Source organism: Marinobacter sp. M5B (assembly GCF_042604615.1).
Classification (GTDB): domain Bacteria; phylum Pseudomonadota; class Gammaproteobacteria; order Pseudomonadales; family Oleiphilaceae; genus Marinobacter; species Marinobacter salarius.
Window position 1 is genome coordinate 909,216 of record NZ_CP156894.1, and the last position, 18,717, is coordinate 927,932.

Below are 18,717 nucleotides of genomic sequence, written 5' to 3' on the forward strand. Positions count from 1 at the left end.
ATGCTTGGCAAAAAGAAACAGAAACCTAGGCGCCCCGCTGGGCACTTCGATACCCTGGTTTCGTCCCGCACGACGGTTAAGGGGGATGTGCATTTCTCCGGCGGACTGCATGTGGATGGCACTATCCGCGGCCGGGTCGTTGCCGAAGAAGGCGGCGACGCGGTGTTAAGGGTGTCTGAGGTGGGTTCCGTGGAGGGTGACATTGTCGCCCCTCATGTGATCGTAAACGGCACGGTTCACGGCGATGTGTACGCGTCAACGCACCTTGAACTGGCCGAAAAAGCCTCCATCCATGGCAATGTCTATTACAATCTGATCGAGATGGCTATGGGCGCGTCCGTTAACGGGAGCCTGGTTCACCAGAACGAGCCCGCGGGTTTGTTGAGCAGGGACAAGCAATCTGATGCTGCCGGCAGAGTCATTCCTGAAGAGAAGCAGGCGGAGGAAGAGTCGGTAGAGGTACCTGGCAAGGAATAGTTGATTGTTTTAGTCAGGAATATGATAATCAGGTCAGATTTTTCTGTAACCGGAGGCGGACTTGAGTGTAGTTCAGCAACAGGCAATCACACCGCTGTTTTTCAGTGACAGCGCGGTATCCAAAGTACGGGAGCTGGTGGATGAGGAGGGCAACTCCGACCTCAAGCTTCGCGTGTTTGTGACCGGTGGCGGCTGTTCCGGTTTCCAGTATGGTTTCTCATTCGATGAAGCGCAGGATGAGGAAGACACGGTCATCGAAAGGGATGGCGTGATGTTGCTTGTGGATCCTATGAGTTACCAGTATCTGGTCGGGGCAACCGTGGATTATCAGGAAGGGTTGCAGGGGTCGCAATTTGTCGTTCAGAACCCCAATGCCAGCTCCACCTGTGGCTGTGGTAGCTCCTTCTCGATCTGACGTGCGTGTTCAGGCGTAGTACACCGCCCCAAGTATTCTTTTCCCCTCTGCGCCTGTAACTTCCGGAACATTGCCGGGCTTGCCGGCGAGTGTCTGGCTTGCGAGCCAGGCAAAGGCCGCCGGTTCTACCCATTGCGGGTCTAGGCCCAGGTCATCTGTTGACGCGAGGCGGGCCGGGCTACAGGTTCGCTGCAGAGCCCGCATCAGAATCCTGTTTTTAGCACCGCCCCCACACGCAAATATTGTCATTCCCGGCGATTGCGGCAACTGCTGCGCGACGGATACTGCAGTTAATTCGAGCAGGGTGCGTTGTACGTCGGCGCCGGAAAGGTCCGGGTGACGACGTAATTGAGTCCTGATCCACTCAATATTGAACTTTTCGGTACCCGTACTCTTGGGTGGCTGTCGCGAAAAGTAGGCATCCGAAAGCAGGTCGCTTAGCAGTGCCTGATTGATCTCCCCTTCCTCGGCCCATGCGCCATCCTCGTCAAACGCCCGGCCAGTCTGATCCATGCACCAGGCATCCATCAGCGCGTTCGCAGGGCCTGTATCAAAACCGGTGATCGGCTCATTGGCGCCCGCTGGAAGGTGGGTGATATTGGCGATGCCGCCAAGATTAAGGATGCACCGGCTCTCGCCTTCAGCGCTAAAGAAGGCTTTGTGGAATGCCGGCACCAGTGGCGCTCCTTGACCGCCTGCTGCCAGGTCGCGCCGCCTGAAGTCTGCCACGGTCGTGATGCCGGTTCGTTCAGTGATAACAGTGGGATCGCCAATCTGCAGGGAAAAAGGTGCTGAACTATCAGGGTGGTGACGTAGGGTCTGGCCGTGACTGCCGATGGCGTTGATGGATGAGGCCGGGAAACCGGACTTCCCGATCACAGTTTCCGCCGCGAGGGCGAACAGTGAGCCGACGGCGTGATCAAGCTCGCCGACATCATCCGGCGTTCCCCGGTTCTGGCCGAGATTGACCAGCCGTCTGCGTATGTCGTCCGGGTAGGCGGTGGTGTGGGTGGCATGCACCTGGATTGTTTGACCGTTGAACGACACCAGTATGGCGTCAATGCCGTCCATGCTGGTGCCTGACATCAATCCAATCCAGGCTTTCATTCAGTTCACTCGTCAGCGGCCAGGGCTAGATGCTGGTAGTTTTGGCGGAACAGTTCGAACTTGGCAACTTGCTGTTCCGCAAATCCCTTGAAGCGAGCCATTTCTGACTTGGGTACCGGTTTCGCATCAGGGAGCTTGACCGTTCGCGAGTTTCTCGGAGAGCCGTTGACCCGGAATTCATAATGCAGGTGGGGTCCGGTCACCATGCCGGAAGAGCCAACATGGCCAACGGTGTCGCCCTGCTTGACCTTGGTGCCGGTCTTGATGCCTTTGCCGAGACGGCTCATGTGGGCATAGAGAGTGGTAATGTTGTCGCCGTGCTTGAGAATGACCGTGCGGCCATAGCCGCCTTTCCATCCGGCAAACTGTACCCTGCCATGTCCAGCCGCCTTAATGGGAGTGCCTGGAGGCGCGGCGTAGTCAGTGCCCTCATGCGGGCGAACGACGTCCAGCACCGGGTGACGACGCTGAAGGTTGAAGGAAGAAGAGACGCGGGCGTTGATGGGTGTGCGCAGGAACGCCTTGCGCATGCTGCTGCCGTCCGGGCTGTAATAGTCAGTATCACCGTTGCTGTCAGTGTACTGCAGGGCAATAACCTCTTTGCCCCGATTGATAAAGCGAGCAGACAGAATGTTGCCAGTGTCGAATTTCTCGCCGTCCAGATACAGCTCCTCATACACCACTTCGAACCGGTCACCCTTGCGAACGTCGTATACGAAGTCGATGTTCCACCCGAAGATGCCCGCCATTTCCATGGCCAGTCTGTCGCTCATGCCGGCTTCGCGCGCCGCCACATAGAGGGAGCCGTCAATAACGCCTGACGCAAATGCCGGTTTAACGTCAGGCTCGCGGACCACGGTTTCGCCGGTAAAACCTTCTTCGGTTTTTTCAACGTGAAGGGTTTCCAGCAGGTTGCGCTGGAGGTCTATGGCAGCGAGTTCGCCGGCGTCATTGGTTGCAAACGCGATGGTTTCGCCAGCATAGAGCCGCTGAAGCTTATCGGCTTCGCCAGAGCCGTGGATCACAGACAGCATGATGCCGTCGTTGAAGCCGGCCTTGCCGAACAGGGATGAAAGTGTGTCGCCGGACTTGATCTTGTATTCCTGCCATTGCAGCTCTGGCTCGCTGACCTCAGCCATGGCCGCAGCGGTGTCCAGTGCTTCGGGTAGCTGAGGCTCGTCGCTGATGGATGCCAGTTCAGGTGCTACTGTTGCGTCTTCTTCTGGCATCTTGTCGGCAGCGGGCTGTTCGTTCATGCGGGGAGTCGGCTTGCCTGACGACTTGACGGTGCCTTCGTCGAGATCCAGCGAGTAAGCCATTCTATTGGCTTCTACATCGGCGCTGGGGCTCATCAGAATAGCGGCTGCAACGACAACACTGGTCGCAGCGGCAATGGTGATATGGGTTTTCGGAAACATTTTCAGCACGTGTCGCATCCGTTTTAATCGGTATTCCGGTAGGTTGTACTACCTAATTAAAGCTGTTGTTCAAGTATAGTCCAACAGATTACCGTATAAAATGCGCTCAGGACAGCATCAAACATTACCGTTACTGGCATACTGGCCGGATTTCTGAGGCCGGGATTGTTATAATACCCGGCCTTAAATACGCGGCTTTGTTCAAAAACTGAGCAGGTACACTTTAACAGGGGTGCTGGTAACGCACAGATTTCTTTTGTAGATCTCTGTAACTGTCGTCCGGCCCAAATGATCAGAATTGAGGGTGTGTGGTACATGGCATCTATTGATGAGGCGCTGGCCGTTATCAAACGCGGCATGGATGAGTTGATCCCCGAGGAAGGGTTGATTGAGAAGCTCCGGGAGGGGCGCCCTCTCAGGATAAAGGCCGGATTCGATCCTACGGCCCCAGATCTTCACTTGGGCCATACGGTTCTGATCAACAAGCTGCGACAGTTCCAGGACCTGGGGCATGAAGTGATCTTCCTTATAGGGGATTTCACCGGAATGATCGGTGATCCCACCGGCAAGAGTGCAACTCGCCCGCCTCTGACGGAAGCGCAGGTTGCTGCCAACGCCATTACCTATAAAGAGCAGGTGTTCAAGATCCTGGATAAGGAAAAGACACGTGTGGTGTTTAACTCCGACTGGATGAGCAAGCTTTCTGCGGCTGACATGATTCGTCTGGCGGGGCAGTATACGGTTGCCCGTATGCTCGAGCGCGATGATTTCACCAAGCGCTACCGTGCCGAGCAGCCCATCGCCATTCATGAGTTCCTGTATCCACTGGTTCAGGGGTATGACTCGGTCGCCCTTGAGGCTGATGTGGAGCTGGGCGGGACAGATCAGAAGTTCAACCTCTTGATGGGGCGGATTCTCCAGAAGCACTATGGTCAGAAGCCGCAGGCTGTATTGACCATGCCGTTGCTGGAAGGGCTGGATGGTGTCCAGAAGATGTCAAAGTCGTTGGGCAACTATGTCGGCGTTAATGATTCGCCCGGTGAAATGTACACCAAGCTGTTGTCCATGCCGGATGACCTCCTGTGGCGTTATTTTGAATTGCTGAGCTTCCGGCCGTTGGCGGAAGTGGATGAGTTTCGTGCTGCAGTGTCCGGAGGTGCAAATCCGCAGGACTACAAAAAGCTGCTGGCAGAAGAGATTATCACTCGCTTCCATGACGCTGAAGCGGCGGCGACAGCGCACAAGTCCGCGGGTAACCGGGTGGGCCTGGGTGAAATACCCGAGAACGTGCCGACTATCGAGGTTTCCCTCTCCGGGCAGGAGCAGTTGCCCGTTGCTACAGTGCTTCGCCTCGCAGGGTTGGTGAAGAATGGGGCCGCTGCCAGAGACGTACTTGGGCGTGGCGCTGTCTTTATTGATGGTGAAAAGCACGAGGGTGATCGCTTCTTTAATCTGGGCGACGACTGCGTTGTGCAGGCGGGTAAGAAGAAAATTGCTCGCGTAGTGATCACGGATTGATCGAAAAGTAAGGTTTTTGAGAAAATATTGAAAACCGCGTTGACAGTCGGAGTGAGCTCTGTAGAATACGCATCTCTTTCGAGGGGCACGCCACTGAGGCGGGTCAGAAATTGAAAGACAACCGTTTGAATTAATTGAAGATTTCGAGTTTCAAAATTCTTCAGAAAGCGGTTGACAAGGCAGCGATTCGATGTAGAATACGCCACCTTGATCGGGCAAGCCCCGAGCGCTCTTTAAAAAGTTAACCAAGTAATTCGTGTGGGCGCTGGCCGAGGTATTTCGGATACGAAATATCAGGACAGTGACTCGTCGAAATTGAGTTTTGTCTTGAGCAAGAATAGAGAATCTTCGGATTCTTGTATGATTTAAACTGAAGAGTTTGATCATGGCTCAGATTGAACGCTGGCGGCAGGCTTAACACATGCAAGTCGAGCGGTAACAGGGGGAGCTTGCTCCCCGCTGACGAGCGGCGGACGGGTGAGTAATGCATAGGAAACTGCCCAGTAGTGGGGGATAGCCCGGGGAAACCCGGATTAATACCGCATACGCCCTTCGGGGGAAAGCAGGGGATCTTCGGACCTTGCGCTATTGGATGTGCCTATGTCGGATTAGCTAGTTGGTGGGGTAAGAGCCTACCAAGGCGACGATCCGTAGCTGGTCTGAGAGGATGATCAGCCACATCGGGACTGAGACACGGCCCGAACTCCTACGGGAGGCAGCAGTGGGGAATATTGGACAATGGGGGCAACCCTGATCCAGCCATGCCGCGTGTGTGAAGAAGGCTTTCGGGTTGTAAAGCACTTTCAGTGAGGAGGAAAACCTTACGACTAATACTCGTGAGGCTTGACGTTACTCACAGAAGAAGCACCGGCTAACTCCGTGCCAGCAGCCGCGGTAATACGGAGGGTGCAAGCGTTAATCGGAATTACTGGGCGTAAAGCGCGCGTAGGTGGTTTGATAAGCGAGATGTGAAAGCCCCGGGCTCAACCTGGGAACGGCATTTCGAACTGTCAGGCTAGAGTATGGTAGAGGAGTGTGGAATTTCCTGTGTAGCGGTGAAATGCGTAGATATAGGAAGGAACACCAGTGGCGAAGGCGGCACTCTGGACCAATACTGACACTGAGGTGCGAAAGCGTGGGGAGCAAACAGGATTAGATACCCTGGTAGTCCACGCTGTAAACGATGTCAACTAGCCGTTGGGACTCTTGAAGTCTTAGTGGCGCAGCTAACGCACTAAGTTGACCGCCTGGGGAGTACGGCCGCAAGGTTAAAACTCAAATGAATTGACGGGGGCCCGCACAAGCGGTGGAGCATGTGGTTTAATTCGACGCAACGCGAAGAACCTTACCTGGCCTTGACATGCAGAGAACTTTCCAGAGATGGATTGGTGCCTTCGGGAACTCTGACACAGGTGCTGCATGGCCGTCGTCAGCTCGTGTCGTGAGATGTTGGGTTAAGTCCCGTAACGAGCGCAACCCCTATCCCTAGTTGCTAGCAGTTCGGCTGAGAACTCTAGGGAGACTGCCGGTGACAAACCGGAGGAAGGTGGGGATGACGTCAGGTCATCATGGCCCTTACGGCCAGGGCTACACACGTGCTACAATGGTGCGTACAGAGGGCTGCAAACCCGCGAGGGGGAGCTAATCTCACAAAACGCATCGTAGTCCGGATCGGAGTCTGCAACTCGACTCCGTGAAGTCGGAATCGCTAGTAATCGCGAATCAGAATGTCGCGGTGAATACGTTCCCGGGCCTTGTACACACCGCCCGTCACACCATGGGAGTGGATTGCACCAGAAGTGGTTAGTCTAACCTTCGGGAGGACGATCACCACGGTGTGGTTCATGACTGGGGTGAAGTCGTAACAAGGTAGCCGTAGGGGAACCTGCGGCTGGATCACCTCCTTAAACGAAGCCGAAAGCTTCGGTCAGAGTCCACACGAATTACTTGGTTAGCTTAAGAAGAGAGCAAAGGGTCTATGCAGGCCCGACTTGGCTTGTTTCAGGACAAGCAAAACCGGGTCTGTAGCTCAGGTGGTTAGAGCGCACCCCTGATAAGGGTGAGGTCGGTGGTTCAAGTCCACCCAGACCCACCAGAATTGCGTAGCTCGTCGTTGTGTCCGGACTTGCATAGCAGGCTATGCGGCGCCCGAACACGCCTAGATCTACACAATTCTTGTAAATAGCTTTTAGGGGCTGTAGCTCAGTTGGGAGAGCGCCTGCCTTGCACGCAGGAGGTCAGCGGTTCGATCCCGCTCAGCTCCACCAATACCTGGACAGATCGATGAATGCCTGGCTTCGGTCAGTGTACAGAAACAAGTTTTTCAGTGTTATGACTCGATTGAGGGTTGTGACTGAAGACCTTCTTTCTGATCACTGGGTCAGATTTGCTCTTTAACAAATTGGACGAGATAGAACACGAATACTTTTTCTCATTATCTCCGAGAGAAAGTGTTCAATGTGATAGCGATTTCAAGCGTTATCCGGTGTTGTCGTTGAAGTGGTTGTATATGACTTCGAGTGACTGTCTCTGAATCTCATCTCTGAATGAGAAGGTTGTGTTCACTTCGGTGGGTCCGACGTTCTGGTTGAGTGTGAGAAACGGATCAGTTGTCTTGGGGTTATATAGTCAAGCAACTAAGCGCATACGGTGGATGCCTTGGCAGTCAGAGGCGATGAAAGACGTGGAAGCCTGCGATAAGGCTCGGGGAGCTGGCAAACAAGCTGTGATCCGGGCATCTCTGAATGGGGAAACCCACCGGTCTTCGGGCCGGTACCGTACGGTGAATACATAGCCGTACGGGGCGAACTCGGGGAACTGAAACATCTAAGTACCCGAAGGAAAAGAAATCAACCGAGATTCCCTCAGTAGCGGCGAGCGAACGGGGACCAGCCCTTAAGCTGGACAACTGGTAGGAGAAGGCCCTGGAAAGAGCCGCCATAGTGGGTGATAGCCCCGTATCCGAAACCTGAGTCCAGTGAAATCGAGTAGGACGGGACACGAGACATCCTGTCTGAACATGGGGGGACCATCCTCCAAGGCTAAATACTCCTGACTGACCGATAGTGAACCAGTACCGTGAGGGAAAGGCGAAAAGAACCCCTGTGAGGGGAGTGAAATAGATCCTGAAACCGTATGCGTACAAGCAGTCGGAGCGGACTTGTTCCGTGACGGCGTACCTTTTGTATAATGGGTCAGCGACTTATGTTCAGTGGCGAGGTTAACCGTTTAGGGGAGCCGTAGGGAAACCGAGTCTGAATAGGGCGATTTAGTCGCTGGGCATAGACCCGAAACCGGGCGATCTATCCATGAGCAGGTTGAAGGTTGAGTAACATCAACTGGAGGACCGAACCCACTGTCGTTGAAAAGCCAGGGGATGACTTGTGGATCGGAGTGAAAGGCTAATCAAGCCCGGAGATAGCTGGTTCTCCCCGAAAGCTATTTAGGTAGCGCCTCGGACGAATACCACAGGGGGTAGAGCACTGTTTCGGCTAGGGGGTCATCCCGACTTACCAACCCGATGCAAACTCCGAATACCTGTGAGTACTATCCGGGAGACACACGGTGGGTGCTAACGTCCATCGTGAAGAGGGAAACAACCCAGACCGCCAGCTAAGGTCCCCAAATACCAGTTAAGTGGGAAACGATGTGGGAAGGCTCAGACAGCTAGGAGGTTGGCTTAGAAGCAGCCATCCTTTAAAGAAAGCGTAATAGCTCACTAGTCGAGTCGGCCTGCGCGGAAGATGTAACGGGGCTCAAACTGGTTACCGAAGCTGCGGCTGTGCACGCAAGTGCACGGGGTAGGGGAGCGTTCTGTAAGCCTGCGAAGGTGTGTCGAGAGGCATGCTGGAGGTATCAGAAGTGCGAATGCTGACATGAGTAACGACAATGGGGGTGAAAAACCCCCACGCCGGAAGACCAAGGGTTCCTGCGCAACGCTAATCGGCGCAGGGTGAGTCGGCCCCTAAGGCGAGACCGAAAGGTGTAGTCGATGGGAAACGGATTAATATTTCCGTACCTTGGATAGCTGCGATGGAGAGACGGAGAAGGCTAGGTGAGCCGGGCGACGGTTGTCCCGGTTTAAGCATGTAGGCAGTGGGATTAGGCAAATCCGGTCCCACAATGCCGAGACGCGACGACGACTGCCCTTTTAGGGCGGGAAGTCATTGATGCCCTGCTTCCAGGAAAATCTTCTAAGCTTCAGGCTATTCGAGACCGTACCCCAAACCGACACAGGTGGTCAGGTAGAGAATACCAAGGCGCTTGAGAGAACTCGGGTAAAGGAACTAGGCAAAATGGTGCCGTAACTTCGGGAGAAGGCACGCCGGTGGTATGTGACGCCCTTCGCGGGTTGAGCAGAAGCCGGTCGAAGATACCAGGCCCCTGCGACTGTTTATTAAAAACACAGCACTGTGCAAACACGAAAGTGGACGTATACGGTGTGACGCCTGCCCGGTGCCGGAAGGTTAATTGATGGGGTTAGCGCTTGCGCGAAGCTCTTGATCGAAGCCCCGGTAAACGGCGGCCGTAACTATAACGGTCCTAAGGTAGCGAAATTCCTTGTCGGGTAAGTTCCGACCTGCACGAATGGCGTAACGATGGGGGCGCTGTCTCTACCCGAGACTCAGTGAAATTGAAATCGCCGTGAAGATGCGGTGTATCCGCGGCTAGACGGAAAGACCCCGTGAACCTTTACTATAGCTTCACAGTGAACTTTGAGCATGTTTGTGTAGGATAGCTGGGAGGCTTTGAAACCAGGACGCCAGTTCTGGTGGAGCCAACCTTGAAATACCAGCCTGACCTGTTTGAGGTTCTAACTTCGACCCCTTATCGGGGTTAAGGACACTGTGTGGTGGGTAGTTTGACTGGGGCGGTCTCCTCCCAAAGCGTAACGGAGGAGCACAAAGGTGGGCTAAGCATGGTCGGACATCATGCGGTTAGTGTAATGGCACAAGCCCGCTTAACTGCGAGACAGACACGTCGAGCAGGTACGAAAGTAGGTCATAGTGATCCGGTGGTTCTGTATGGAAGGGCCATCGCTCAACGGATAAAAGGTACTCCGGGGATAACAGGCTGATACCGCCCAAGAGTTCACATCGACGGCGGTGTTTGGCACCTCGATGTCGGCTCATCACATCCTGGGGCTGAAGCCGGTCCCAAGGGTATGGCTGTTCGCCATTTAAAGTGGTACGCGAGCTGGGTTTAGAACGTCGTGAGACAGTTCGGTCCCTATCTGCCGTGGACGTTGGAGATTTGAGGAAAGCTGCTCCTAGTACGAGAGGACCGGAGTGGACGAACCGCTGGTGTTCGGGTTGTGTCGCCAGACGCATTGCCCGGTAGCTATGTTCGGATAGGATAACCGCTGAAAGCATCTAAGCGGGAAGCCCCTTCCAAGATGAGATCTCCCTGGACCCTTGAGGTCCCTGAAGAGCCGTTCAAGACCAGGACGTTGATAGGTCGGGTGTGTAAGCGCTGCGAGGCGTTGAGCTAACCGATACTAATTGCTCGTGAGGCTTGACTATATAACACCCAAGACAATTGCGGATAACGCAAGAGCCATCGCGCTCAATCGAAATCAACATCACATCGTTCTACCTCGTCCACCCAGTGATCAACCGTTTTGCCTGACGACCATAGCGGTCTGGAACCACCTGATCCCATCCCGAACTCAGCCGTGAAACAGACCAGCGCCGATGGTAGTGTGGCTTCTGCCCATGTGAGAGTAGGTCATCGTCAGGCTCCTAATACCAAAAACCCCCGCGGCTTCGCCGACGGGGGTTTTTTATTGCCTGTAAAAAAGTACCTTCAGCGTCGACTCATTTTTCAAATCTATGACCTTGCTCACAGTGACAAACTGTAAACGAGGTTAGGATCTGTACAAGAACTGGCCAAAATAAAAATTGCCAGCGAAAGCAGCATTAGTGTTCAGAGACACTCATCGAAAATAACAATAAACCGCTTTTCAGAATGCGGTTAATGGTGAGATCTGTCTATGAATCGTGTCGTTTGGCATTTGTTAGCGGTGCTGTCAGTGACCCCTCCTGCGTTTGCGGACCTGCAGCCAATCTCCGATAGCGATATGTCGGAAGTAACTGGTCAAGCATTCATTTCGGTTGATCGCCAATATCACCCCGACGAGACCGACAATACCTCTTATACACGCGTTAACCTGGGAATGGACATTGATATCCAGACCAATGTTGACGTACTCGAGTTGGGGCGCTACGAGCGGGATGGTGAAAAAGCCGGAACGTCCGATGTCTATATAGAGGACTTTGCGCTCGGATATATCAATAACCAAGCGTACTTCGAGCGCAACTCCAAGGCGCCCCGCCAGCTCAAGCCGGATGGCTCGGCCTATGGAGAAGGCGAAATCGTCCCGTTTAACATCGAGAACCCCTATCTGGAATTTGCGTTCGACGAGGACGCTCAGGAGATCGTTGGTTTTCGGCTGGGCTTCGGAGAGTCCATGGGCATCCTCTCTGGCAAGATTGAAACTCTCACCGGCAACGTCAATGTAGACATCATTGATCGCGGTGAAGGTTTGAGTCAGGCCAGCTCCAACGGCAACTTCTTCGATCAGGTCATCGTTCTGCTTACCCCGTTGCTTGAAGGCGGTAGTCCGCTCCAGACCAAGGCGCAACTGGTGTACGGCGAGGAAGGGCATCCTGATATCGGTGAGCTTGATCCCATTCGGGCGGAACATATTGGCATCCCCAATGGAGAACGCTTCGTGCTCGAGGATGCGGGCGGGTTCACTCGCTGGTCAGTAAAGAACCTTATTGGTTGGGGCTCCAGTTCCCGTATTGATGTGCCTGATTGCTCTTTCTTCAGTTGTGGCAGTGGAGATATTTATGTCTACGCCCAGGACTGCCTGGTCCTGGGTATCGATTCCTGCTTTGATCTCGATATTTACAACAGCTTTCCAATCGGCACGGTGGAAGAAGTTGGTAATCAGCGGAGGATTACAGGACCGGCCGACGGAGCGTTTATTTCATTCCAGACCAAAGACCTTGACTGGCTGGAAGACGTCAAGAACACCAACCCGACGCCGGAGGATTTCATTCGGGCGACTTCCGGGGCCTTCTTCAATATTCCGAACGGTGCAACCGAGGTCAATCTTAACGAGGCCCTTTACGGCACCGACCGTTACCGAACGGAATACATCGATCGGGGCAGGGGGTTGTTTTGATGTTATCCAGAAGGCGCCTTCTAACCCCCACTGTCTGGTCGTTCTGCCCCACGCGAGTTTGCGCTGTCCTGGGACTGTTACTCGGAACGTGCACAGCAAACGCGGAACTTCAGGACCTGTCAGAGCAGGAACTGTCGGAGATCGATGGCGCTGGCATTGGAGTCGTGTTGGAAGACTTCACGTTTTCCCATGGCACGGACACGCCCGATGCCAATGGTAACCAGGCCCGGATTTTCAAGATTGGCGGCCTTAAGAGTACGGACGGCCGCGATGTCGAGATCGTGGTGAATCACTTGTACATCTCCGGAACCGGCAGCAACTACGGGCAGAACCTAAGCCCGGTAAATATTGGTCGGCTGGTGAATCCCTATCGGATTGACGTGGTCGACGGCAATAGTATCGGCATCCGGGACAAGGCCGTTCTCGAGTTCGCGGCGCCAGCTTTGGTGGACGCTGCCCAAGGGTACGACTGTATGAGCTCGGGTGCTATTGCGGGTAGTGGCGTTTGCTCCAGTCGGCCGGCGACGGCGGATTTTGTAGGTGAGCGCCCTGATATCGGGCTGCAGATGAATGTGGCTGTGGGAGAAGACCGTTCGGCCAATATCAACATTCATGCGAAAAGCGCAGTTATTGATGGTAGCTATCTTCGCCTTTGGGGCGATGACGATCGTCGACAGATGGTGGGGCAGTTCAAGCTCAATTTCCAAACACCGGAATTGTCGATCAATGCCTGTTCTCAGGATGGCCAATCCTGCGGTTCAAGAATCACCATGACCAACTTTGCGCTGGAGCTGGCGATTGGCAACCAGTTGCAGCCGGTATTTTTCGACGTTGATGGCACTGGCAATTTTGTGGTGGAAGTCGCGGCCATCGAGCCGCCAGCTCCGGGATCGATTGGCGCTGATGGGCTGCGAGGTAGCAGTGACGCGCCAACCTGGGATTTCTATGAGGACTATTACACCAATCCCGATTATCGCAGTAACCTGCACATCGGAAATTTTTCCGTGGGTGACCGGGATTTCGGGTCGGCACGGGTCGAGGGCATGCTGATTCAGCACCTTGATATCCGAACCAAGGATCTGGCGCCATGAATAGACGGTACGCGCATGCCCTGTTATTGGCCCTCGCATTGTCCAGCTCAAAACATGCGGTGGGTGAACTTGATCGTCTGAACGATGAGGCACTCTCTGAGGTATCCGGTCAGGGCGGCATATATCTATCAGGGGATATCAGCATTAATGAAATGGGCGGGCCTATTGAGAACGGCTATTTCGGCCGTTGTGATGATGCCGGTAAGAAGTGCGGTGCCAGGCTGGCCTACCGATTGAAAGAGGATGGCGGCTGGATGGTGCTGGATGAGATCAGGGGGAACTTTGCCTTCGAAGGACTGACCCTCCGTGTTCGTTCGATTGATTCCGGATTTGGCGGTGACGGCGAGGCGTTCAACGGTGACGTTGTAGAGATTGGTCTGCCGGATACCGTTCGCTACAACGATGTGCGGTTCAAAATCGCCGGGAGCAACACATCCAGGCCAACAGACCCGGGATTCCAGCAAACAGACATCTTTGCGGTGGAAATGCAGGGTGACGTCATCATGGAGGGAAACCTATTGGTTTTCCCTACGGGAAATCCATAGGGAGCGGGTATGGCCGGGATCAGAAAGCACATCGTGGTCACGCAGTCTGTGAGGGGGGTAGTGTTGGCGTTGTCGGCACCCGCGATGGCGGATATGCAGCTCCTGGGCGACGAAGATATGGCGGATATCAGTGGCCAAAGCGGTATTACCCTGGAAATGGAGCTGGGTATGACCGCGGACCGTTTAACGTATTTCGATGATGATCGCGGTATCTACCTTGAGGATTTCCGGGTTGGTTCAGCAAGCCAGCCAAGTGAGTCGGCTGCTCATGTCATAAGGGTCGACATCACCGATGAGGCGTCGTTGAATCTGGACTACCTGGTTGAGGATCGGCGGATCGAGTTCGGCGATATACGGTTGGCTGGTGCCCCGGGGATTGGCATGGGTGGCATTTTCTTTGATCACAGCCTGCAGGGAAACCTGCGCATCAGCCCGGGAGGTGCGTTTGGCGCATCGGGTTACACATTCGACACCGCCTACACCATGACCGGCGGCCGCCTGGGCTATCGAACCAACGGTAATGAAGTCTTCCTGGATGATATCACCCTCAGTGTAGAGGCCCTGGGTGTCACCCTGGATGTAGTTGGCAATACTCTGGAGCTGAACGCCCCCCGCGTATCCGGTTCCTACGATGTGGGGGCAATCCGATACAGTAATAACCCTGCCAATCATGGCAACACCTACGACGTCGCAACTGGCCAGGCCCTGCCCAGTTACGGCGGGCTCAGCGGTTCCTTCGACCTCTCGTCGAAAACCGGCATTACAGCCGGTGGGCGCGAAGGGGAGGGTTTTCGGTTGGATAACGAAACCACGATTAACAGTGCATCCTTTATCTATCTTGACGACGACCACGCGCTTGCGTTCCGCGAGATTACAGGCCAATACCGGCTGGATGATCTCCGGGTGGACGTGACAGCGGACCGATACGGACGCGACGCCCTGGGGTTCACGCTGGGGTCACTGAACGGGGAATTTAACATTGGTCGCATTGAAATGGGCGCCGGCGGGCAAAGTATTGGCGAAGTGAATGTCAGCTTCATGCTGCAGGACCACGTCTACAATGGGCGCAGCTACACCAACGCGGTTTACCTGCAAGGTGGGGGGCACCCAGATGCCGGCTCTCAAGGGCTCAGGTTGTCCACTGAGTGGAGTCTGCAGTTGGCCGACCTGAGTTATACCGAGGATGGCAACCGCGTTATCTTCAGCGGGCTGCAGTCCTGGGGGCAAGGGGATGTCACAGTTAACGTTACGCGGGATGGTGAGCTTAATGGAACGCGTTTTTATGACGGGCTCCGGATTGGCTTTGAGGATGTGTCGGCCGGCTACAGGATTAATGGCTTACGAGTAGGCAGCGAGGATGCCCCGCTTCAGGGTGGTACGGAGCTGCTTCTGGCGCTTGGCTTCTACCCGGCTTACGAATTCGATATGGATGGCCAGGTGACGCTTGGAGCGGGCGGTGCCAGTGGTGAGGGCCTAACCATCAACTCGGATATCCGTATACGGAATGGCCGGGCTGCTATCATCGCCGCGCCTTACGATGAAGGTTCGGGGGAGATTTCTCAGAAGGGTTTGTGGATCAGCGATCTCAGCTACGATGCCCATGTTCGGGATATGACCCTGGATGTGACCGAAGACGGGCTGGCCCTCATCAAGGGGGAGGCCTGGAGCCTTATGGATGTTGGCAACCTGCGGGTTGGCGATAAGGCGGCGGGATCAAGCTTTGGCCGATTTGTGGTTCAGAAATACGAAACCGGAAGTAGCATGACCATTGTCCCGGGTGGGGCTGGCAATGTCTGCGCCGGCGGTTCGGGGGACTCTGAGTCGGCCTGTGCTGCATCGGGCGGAATCTGGGAGGCTCGTGGTGAAGAAGGAATCACGATCCAGCTCAAACAGATACTCGCAAGGGAAGTCAGTGAGGCGCGAAAGAATGCATTTACCTGGGAAACCAATCGTCAGGTGGATTCCAGTGGCAAGCCGATCAACAACACAGGCTCCAGGCTCGTACTTGACGATATTCATACCAGCGATGGCGGTGACTTCGACGGTGACGGTGTAGACGACAATACCTTCGGGATACGCACGGACCTGTCTGTCGATGTCTACCAGACCAAGGTGGTCAAGAAGACAGATGGCGAAGATGCTTTGGGAGTGGTCGGCGCAAGGGGTGACGAAAAAATAATGGACCCGGCCGCAGGGGCGGGGTACCGCTATGTATCATCGCCCACTGCGGCTGACCTGGATAATCGCCCGCTGGGGTTCGCCGTTCGGGCGAGGAGCCAGTTCAAGGAACTCTCCATCAACAACATTGATCTGGTCCATCCCTCCGGTGGTCCACAAACAGCAGTCTATGGCGTGAAAATGCAGAACTTCAATATTGAGGCCAATCTGACTGCAACGCCCATACCCTGAGGTCTCAGGCGGCAAATTTTGGACGTGCCGCGGCGTCGTCCTTTGTCTTTTGGTTCGACGTGTTGTTTAATCCCGCCCTGATCCCATTCAAATACGCGGGCGTTCCTTGATGAAATCCAAAGCACTTCTTGGCCTCCTGGCAGACGGCCAGTTTCATTCCGGTGAGTCCCTTGCCAGCAGTCTTGGCATCAGTCGCACGGCAATTTGGAAGCAGGTTCGTCGTGCAGCGGAGGAGGGTGTCCGCATAGAAACCATTCGTGGCAAGGGCTATCGTCTGTTGAGCGACATGGACTTGCTTGATGCGGAACGGATAACGCAGAGTCTGGCGCCGGATTGTCGCACCAGGGTCGAACTGATCGTAATGGACGAGGTAGATTCGACCAATGCTGAAATTGTACGACGCCGTGCGGGCTCCGATTCCGGTCGCATTCCCGTGTGCATCTCTGACTGTCAGACCGCTGGCCGTGGCAGGCGCGGCCGGCCCTGGCAAAGCCCGCGGGGACAGAACCTGTACCTGAGCCTGGGGCTGACGTTTCGAGGCAGCTTCGCCATGCTGGATGGTTTAAGCCTGGTTCTGGGTGTGGCGGTCGCCGAAGCCCTGGAGCAGCATGGTGTTGCAGATGTGGGGCTGAAGTGGCCCAACGATATTTTTCTCGGCGGTAGCAAGCTGGCTGGTATTCTGGTTGAGCTTCAGGGCGAACTTGAAGAGGGGGTGGTTCAGGTTGTTGCAGGTATTGGTCTGAACGTGCATATGAAAGAGTCTGCGGAGGTGGATCAATCCTGGAGCAGTCTTGACATAGCCGTGCCTGAACGTCGCTGGAATCGTAGCGAGCTTGCGGCGTCACTCGTTAATTCCGTCCTTGACTCCGTGGACGAGTTCGCCAGTCAGGGGTTTACCGGGTTCCGTTCACGTTGGCAGGGTCGAGATATATTTTCCGGTAAGTCCCTGGTTGCCAGCCAGGGTGGACTCGCCGGGAACGGGCGTGGAATCGATGATACCGGTAATTACCTGATCGACGACGGCAAAGAGTTGGTCAGGGTTCGTGCCGGCGAGATAAGCCTGCGGGTCCGCCCATGAAGCTATTGGTGGATGCCGGGAATACCCGGCTGAAGTGGCTGCTGGTCGGCGATGGTCATTTGGTTGGCACCGGTTCCGCCATTCTGGACGCCGACGACCCATTCTGCGGCATCCGTTGTCAGTCCGCCCATATCAGGCGAGTTGCAGTATCCACTGTGATCTCGGAAGAAAGGCGCCAACATTTGCAGGTGCAGTTGGAAGCGTTCTGTCGTGCTCCGATTGTGTTTCATTGGGCTGAGCCCCGTCGAGGTGGTTTGGTGAATGCCTACACCGAAACCGACAGGATGGGGGCCGATCGCTGGCACGCCATGTACGCTGCATGGCAGGCCGATGAGGGTGGTTTTGCCGTTGTTGATGCCGGCAGTGCTATTACGATTGATTATGTTGCCGATACGGGGGCGCACCTGGGCGGCTATATTCTCCCGGGTAAGCAGATGATGCTCAGGTCCTTGAGACAGGACGCTGCGAGAATTGGTTTTGATGCCAGTGATGTGCAGGCTGCGGAGCCTGGGGCGTCGACAACCGCATGCGTCCAGCATGGACTGGTCTGGCTCTGGGCATCAATGGCTGCACGGATTGAGGCGGATTGCCGTCGTCTTGGTCTTGGTCGCGTCCTGGTGACGGGAGGCGACGCCGAAGGCCTGCTTGATGCCGGGCTTTCGGCCCACCACGAGCCTTCATTGGTGCTCAAGGGGCTTGCGGCTGTTGATGGGGAGAGTGAACGCGAATGAGGTGGTTTGCTGTTGCCCTGATTCTGATCAATGGGGCGCTTTGGTTATACGGGGACAAGCTCGGACCAAAGCCCGTTGCCGTTGTAACTGAACGCCAGGCATTGCCGCGGGTGGCTGATCTGAAACCGCTGTCGCCAGAGGTTGAACCCGAAGCCGCCAGGGATGATGTAACGCTGGCCGAGGGCGAAGCCACTCAGCCAGCCGTTGATGTTGAGGCTCCGCCAGAGAGGGAAGCGGTTCCCCTGAGTTTCTGCGTTCGGTTGGGGTGGTTCGACTCGGAGCAGAGTGCGCGGCAGGCTTATCGTTCCCTGGGGCGGCCTGGAACCGACTATGACGTTACTCAGGAAGAGCGGGAACTGGCGCCACTGCATTGGGTGATCATACCTCCTCAACCGGAAGATCGGGCACTGGATCTGTTTCGCGATCTCCAGCAGAGGGGGATCGACTCCTACCTGGTAACCCGGGGCGAGAATAAAAATGCCATTTCTCTTGGGCTGTTCGAGTCCCGACAGGCCGCCGAAAATGTCCTGGCTGAAAAAAAACGCCAGAATCTCAATGCAATACTGGCCAACTTCCCCCGAAATCAGCTAAGCTACGCGCTCGTTTTTGAAGACCAACTGGTACCGGATTCCGGTGCGGTTGGGGCGGCGGAAACGGATTACAGTGAGAATTTCGAAATGGTCGAAATCAGGCGTTGTGAAGGTGTTGCAACGCGTTCTGAAAATCCGTAGTATAC

General features: G+C 55.1%; 12 protein-coding genes, 2 tRNA genes and 3 rRNA genes. 15 read left to right on the plus strand and 2 right to left on the minus strand.

Going from position 1 to position 18,717, the window contains the following annotated elements:
- Positions 1 to 477: a polymer-forming cytoskeletal protein gene (locus AAGD24_RS04070; RefSeq protein WP_036203298.1), complete on the plus strand. Its 477-nt coding sequence runs from the start codon at positions 1 to 3 to the stop codon at positions 475 to 477.
- 61 nt (positions 478 to 538) lie between these two features.
- Positions 539 to 892 carry an iron-sulfur cluster insertion protein ErpA gene (erpA, locus tag AAGD24_RS04075; RefSeq protein WP_036203301.1) on the plus strand — a complete coding sequence of 118 codons (354 nt, stop codon included), beginning with the start codon at positions 539 to 541 and terminating at the stop codon, positions 890 to 892.
- Positions 893 to 901: 9 nt separating this feature from the next.
- On the opposite strand, the gene AAGD24_RS04080 is transcribed toward erpA, so the two are convergent.
- On the minus strand, positions 902 to 1,999 hold the full coding sequence (locus AAGD24_RS04080) for an anhydro-N-acetylmuramic acid kinase (protein WP_036203304.1): 1,098 nt from the start codon (positions 1,997 to 1,999) through the stop codon (positions 902 to 904).
- A gap of 5 nt (positions 2,000 to 2,004) precedes the next feature.
- Positions 2,005 to 3,426, minus strand: a complete 1,422-nt coding sequence (locus AAGD24_RS04085) for a peptidoglycan DD-metalloendopeptidase family protein (protein WP_075195723.1) — start codon at positions 3,424 to 3,426, stop codon at positions 2,005 to 2,007.
- Between the two features lie 306 nt (positions 3,427 to 3,732).
- On the opposite strand from AAGD24_RS04085, the gene tyrS reads away from it, so the two are divergent.
- The 13 genes from tyrS (at position 3,733) to AAGD24_RS04150 (ending at position 18,712) form a co-directional block, all read left to right on the plus strand.
- A complete protein-coding gene (gene tyrS / locus AAGD24_RS04090; RefSeq protein WP_085681652.1) occupies positions 3,733 to 4,935 on the plus strand; it encodes a tyrosine--tRNA ligase in 1,203 nt (400 codons plus the stop codon).
- A 367-nt stretch (positions 4,936 to 5,302) separates the two neighbouring features.
- Positions 5,303 to 6,842, plus strand: a 16S ribosomal RNA gene (locus AAGD24_RS04095).
- 111 nt (positions 6,843 to 6,953) lie between these two features.
- Positions 6,954 to 7,030: transfer RNA gene (locus tag AAGD24_RS04100), tRNA-Ile, on the plus strand.
- 96 nt (positions 7,031 to 7,126) lie between these two features.
- Positions 7,127 to 7,202, plus strand: a tRNA-Ala gene (locus AAGD24_RS04105).
- 359 nt (positions 7,203 to 7,561) lie between these two features.
- Positions 7,562 to 10,457, plus strand: a 23S ribosomal RNA gene (locus AAGD24_RS04110).
- A gap of 101 nt (positions 10,458 to 10,558) precedes the next feature.
- Positions 10,559 to 10,674 (plus strand): 5S ribosomal RNA (gene rrf, locus AAGD24_RS04115).
- Together the 16S, 23S and 5S rRNA genes with 2 tRNA genes alongside form the textbook arrangement of a ribosomal RNA operon.
- A gap of 253 nt (positions 10,675 to 10,927) precedes the next feature.
- On the plus strand, positions 10,928 to 12,127 hold the full coding sequence (locus tag AAGD24_RS04120) for a hypothetical protein (protein ID WP_379866643.1): 1,200 nt from the start codon (positions 10,928 to 10,930) through the stop codon (positions 12,125 to 12,127).
- Positions 12,127 to 13,218 (plus strand): hypothetical protein, encoded by a 1,092-nt coding sequence (locus AAGD24_RS04125; protein ID WP_379866645.1) that lies wholly within the window; start codon positions 12,127 to 12,129, stop codon positions 13,216 to 13,218. The genes AAGD24_RS04120 and AAGD24_RS04125 overlap by 1 nt, the downstream gene beginning before the upstream one ends.
- Entirely contained in the window at positions 13,215 to 13,763 is a 549-nt protein-coding gene (locus tag AAGD24_RS04130; protein WP_379866646.1) for a hypothetical protein, read from the plus strand. The genes AAGD24_RS04125 and AAGD24_RS04130 overlap by 4 nt, the downstream gene beginning before the upstream one ends.
- Positions 13,764 to 13,772: 9 nt before the next feature.
- Complete coding sequence (locus AAGD24_RS04135; RefSeq protein ID WP_379866648.1) at positions 13,773 to 16,172, plus strand: DUF6160 family protein; 2,400 nt, start codon at positions 13,773 to 13,775, stop codon at positions 16,170 to 16,172.
- A 109-nt stretch (positions 16,173 to 16,281) separates the two neighbouring features.
- Positions 16,282 to 17,250, plus strand: a complete 969-nt coding sequence (locus tag AAGD24_RS04140; RefSeq protein WP_036203322.1) for a biotin--[acetyl-CoA-carboxylase] ligase — start codon at positions 16,282 to 16,284, stop codon at positions 17,248 to 17,250.
- On the plus strand, positions 17,247 to 17,981 hold the full coding sequence (locus tag AAGD24_RS04145; RefSeq protein WP_379866650.1) for a type III pantothenate kinase: 735 nt from the start codon (positions 17,247 to 17,249) through the stop codon (positions 17,979 to 17,981). The genes AAGD24_RS04140 and AAGD24_RS04145 overlap by 4 nt, the downstream gene beginning before the upstream one ends.
- On the plus strand, positions 17,978 to 18,712 hold the full coding sequence (locus AAGD24_RS04150; protein WP_379866652.1) for a hypothetical protein: 735 nt from the start codon (positions 17,978 to 17,980) through the stop codon (positions 18,710 to 18,712). The genes AAGD24_RS04145 and AAGD24_RS04150 overlap by 4 nt, the downstream gene beginning before the upstream one ends.
- The last annotated feature ends 5 nt before the right edge of the window (positions 18,713 to 18,717 follow it).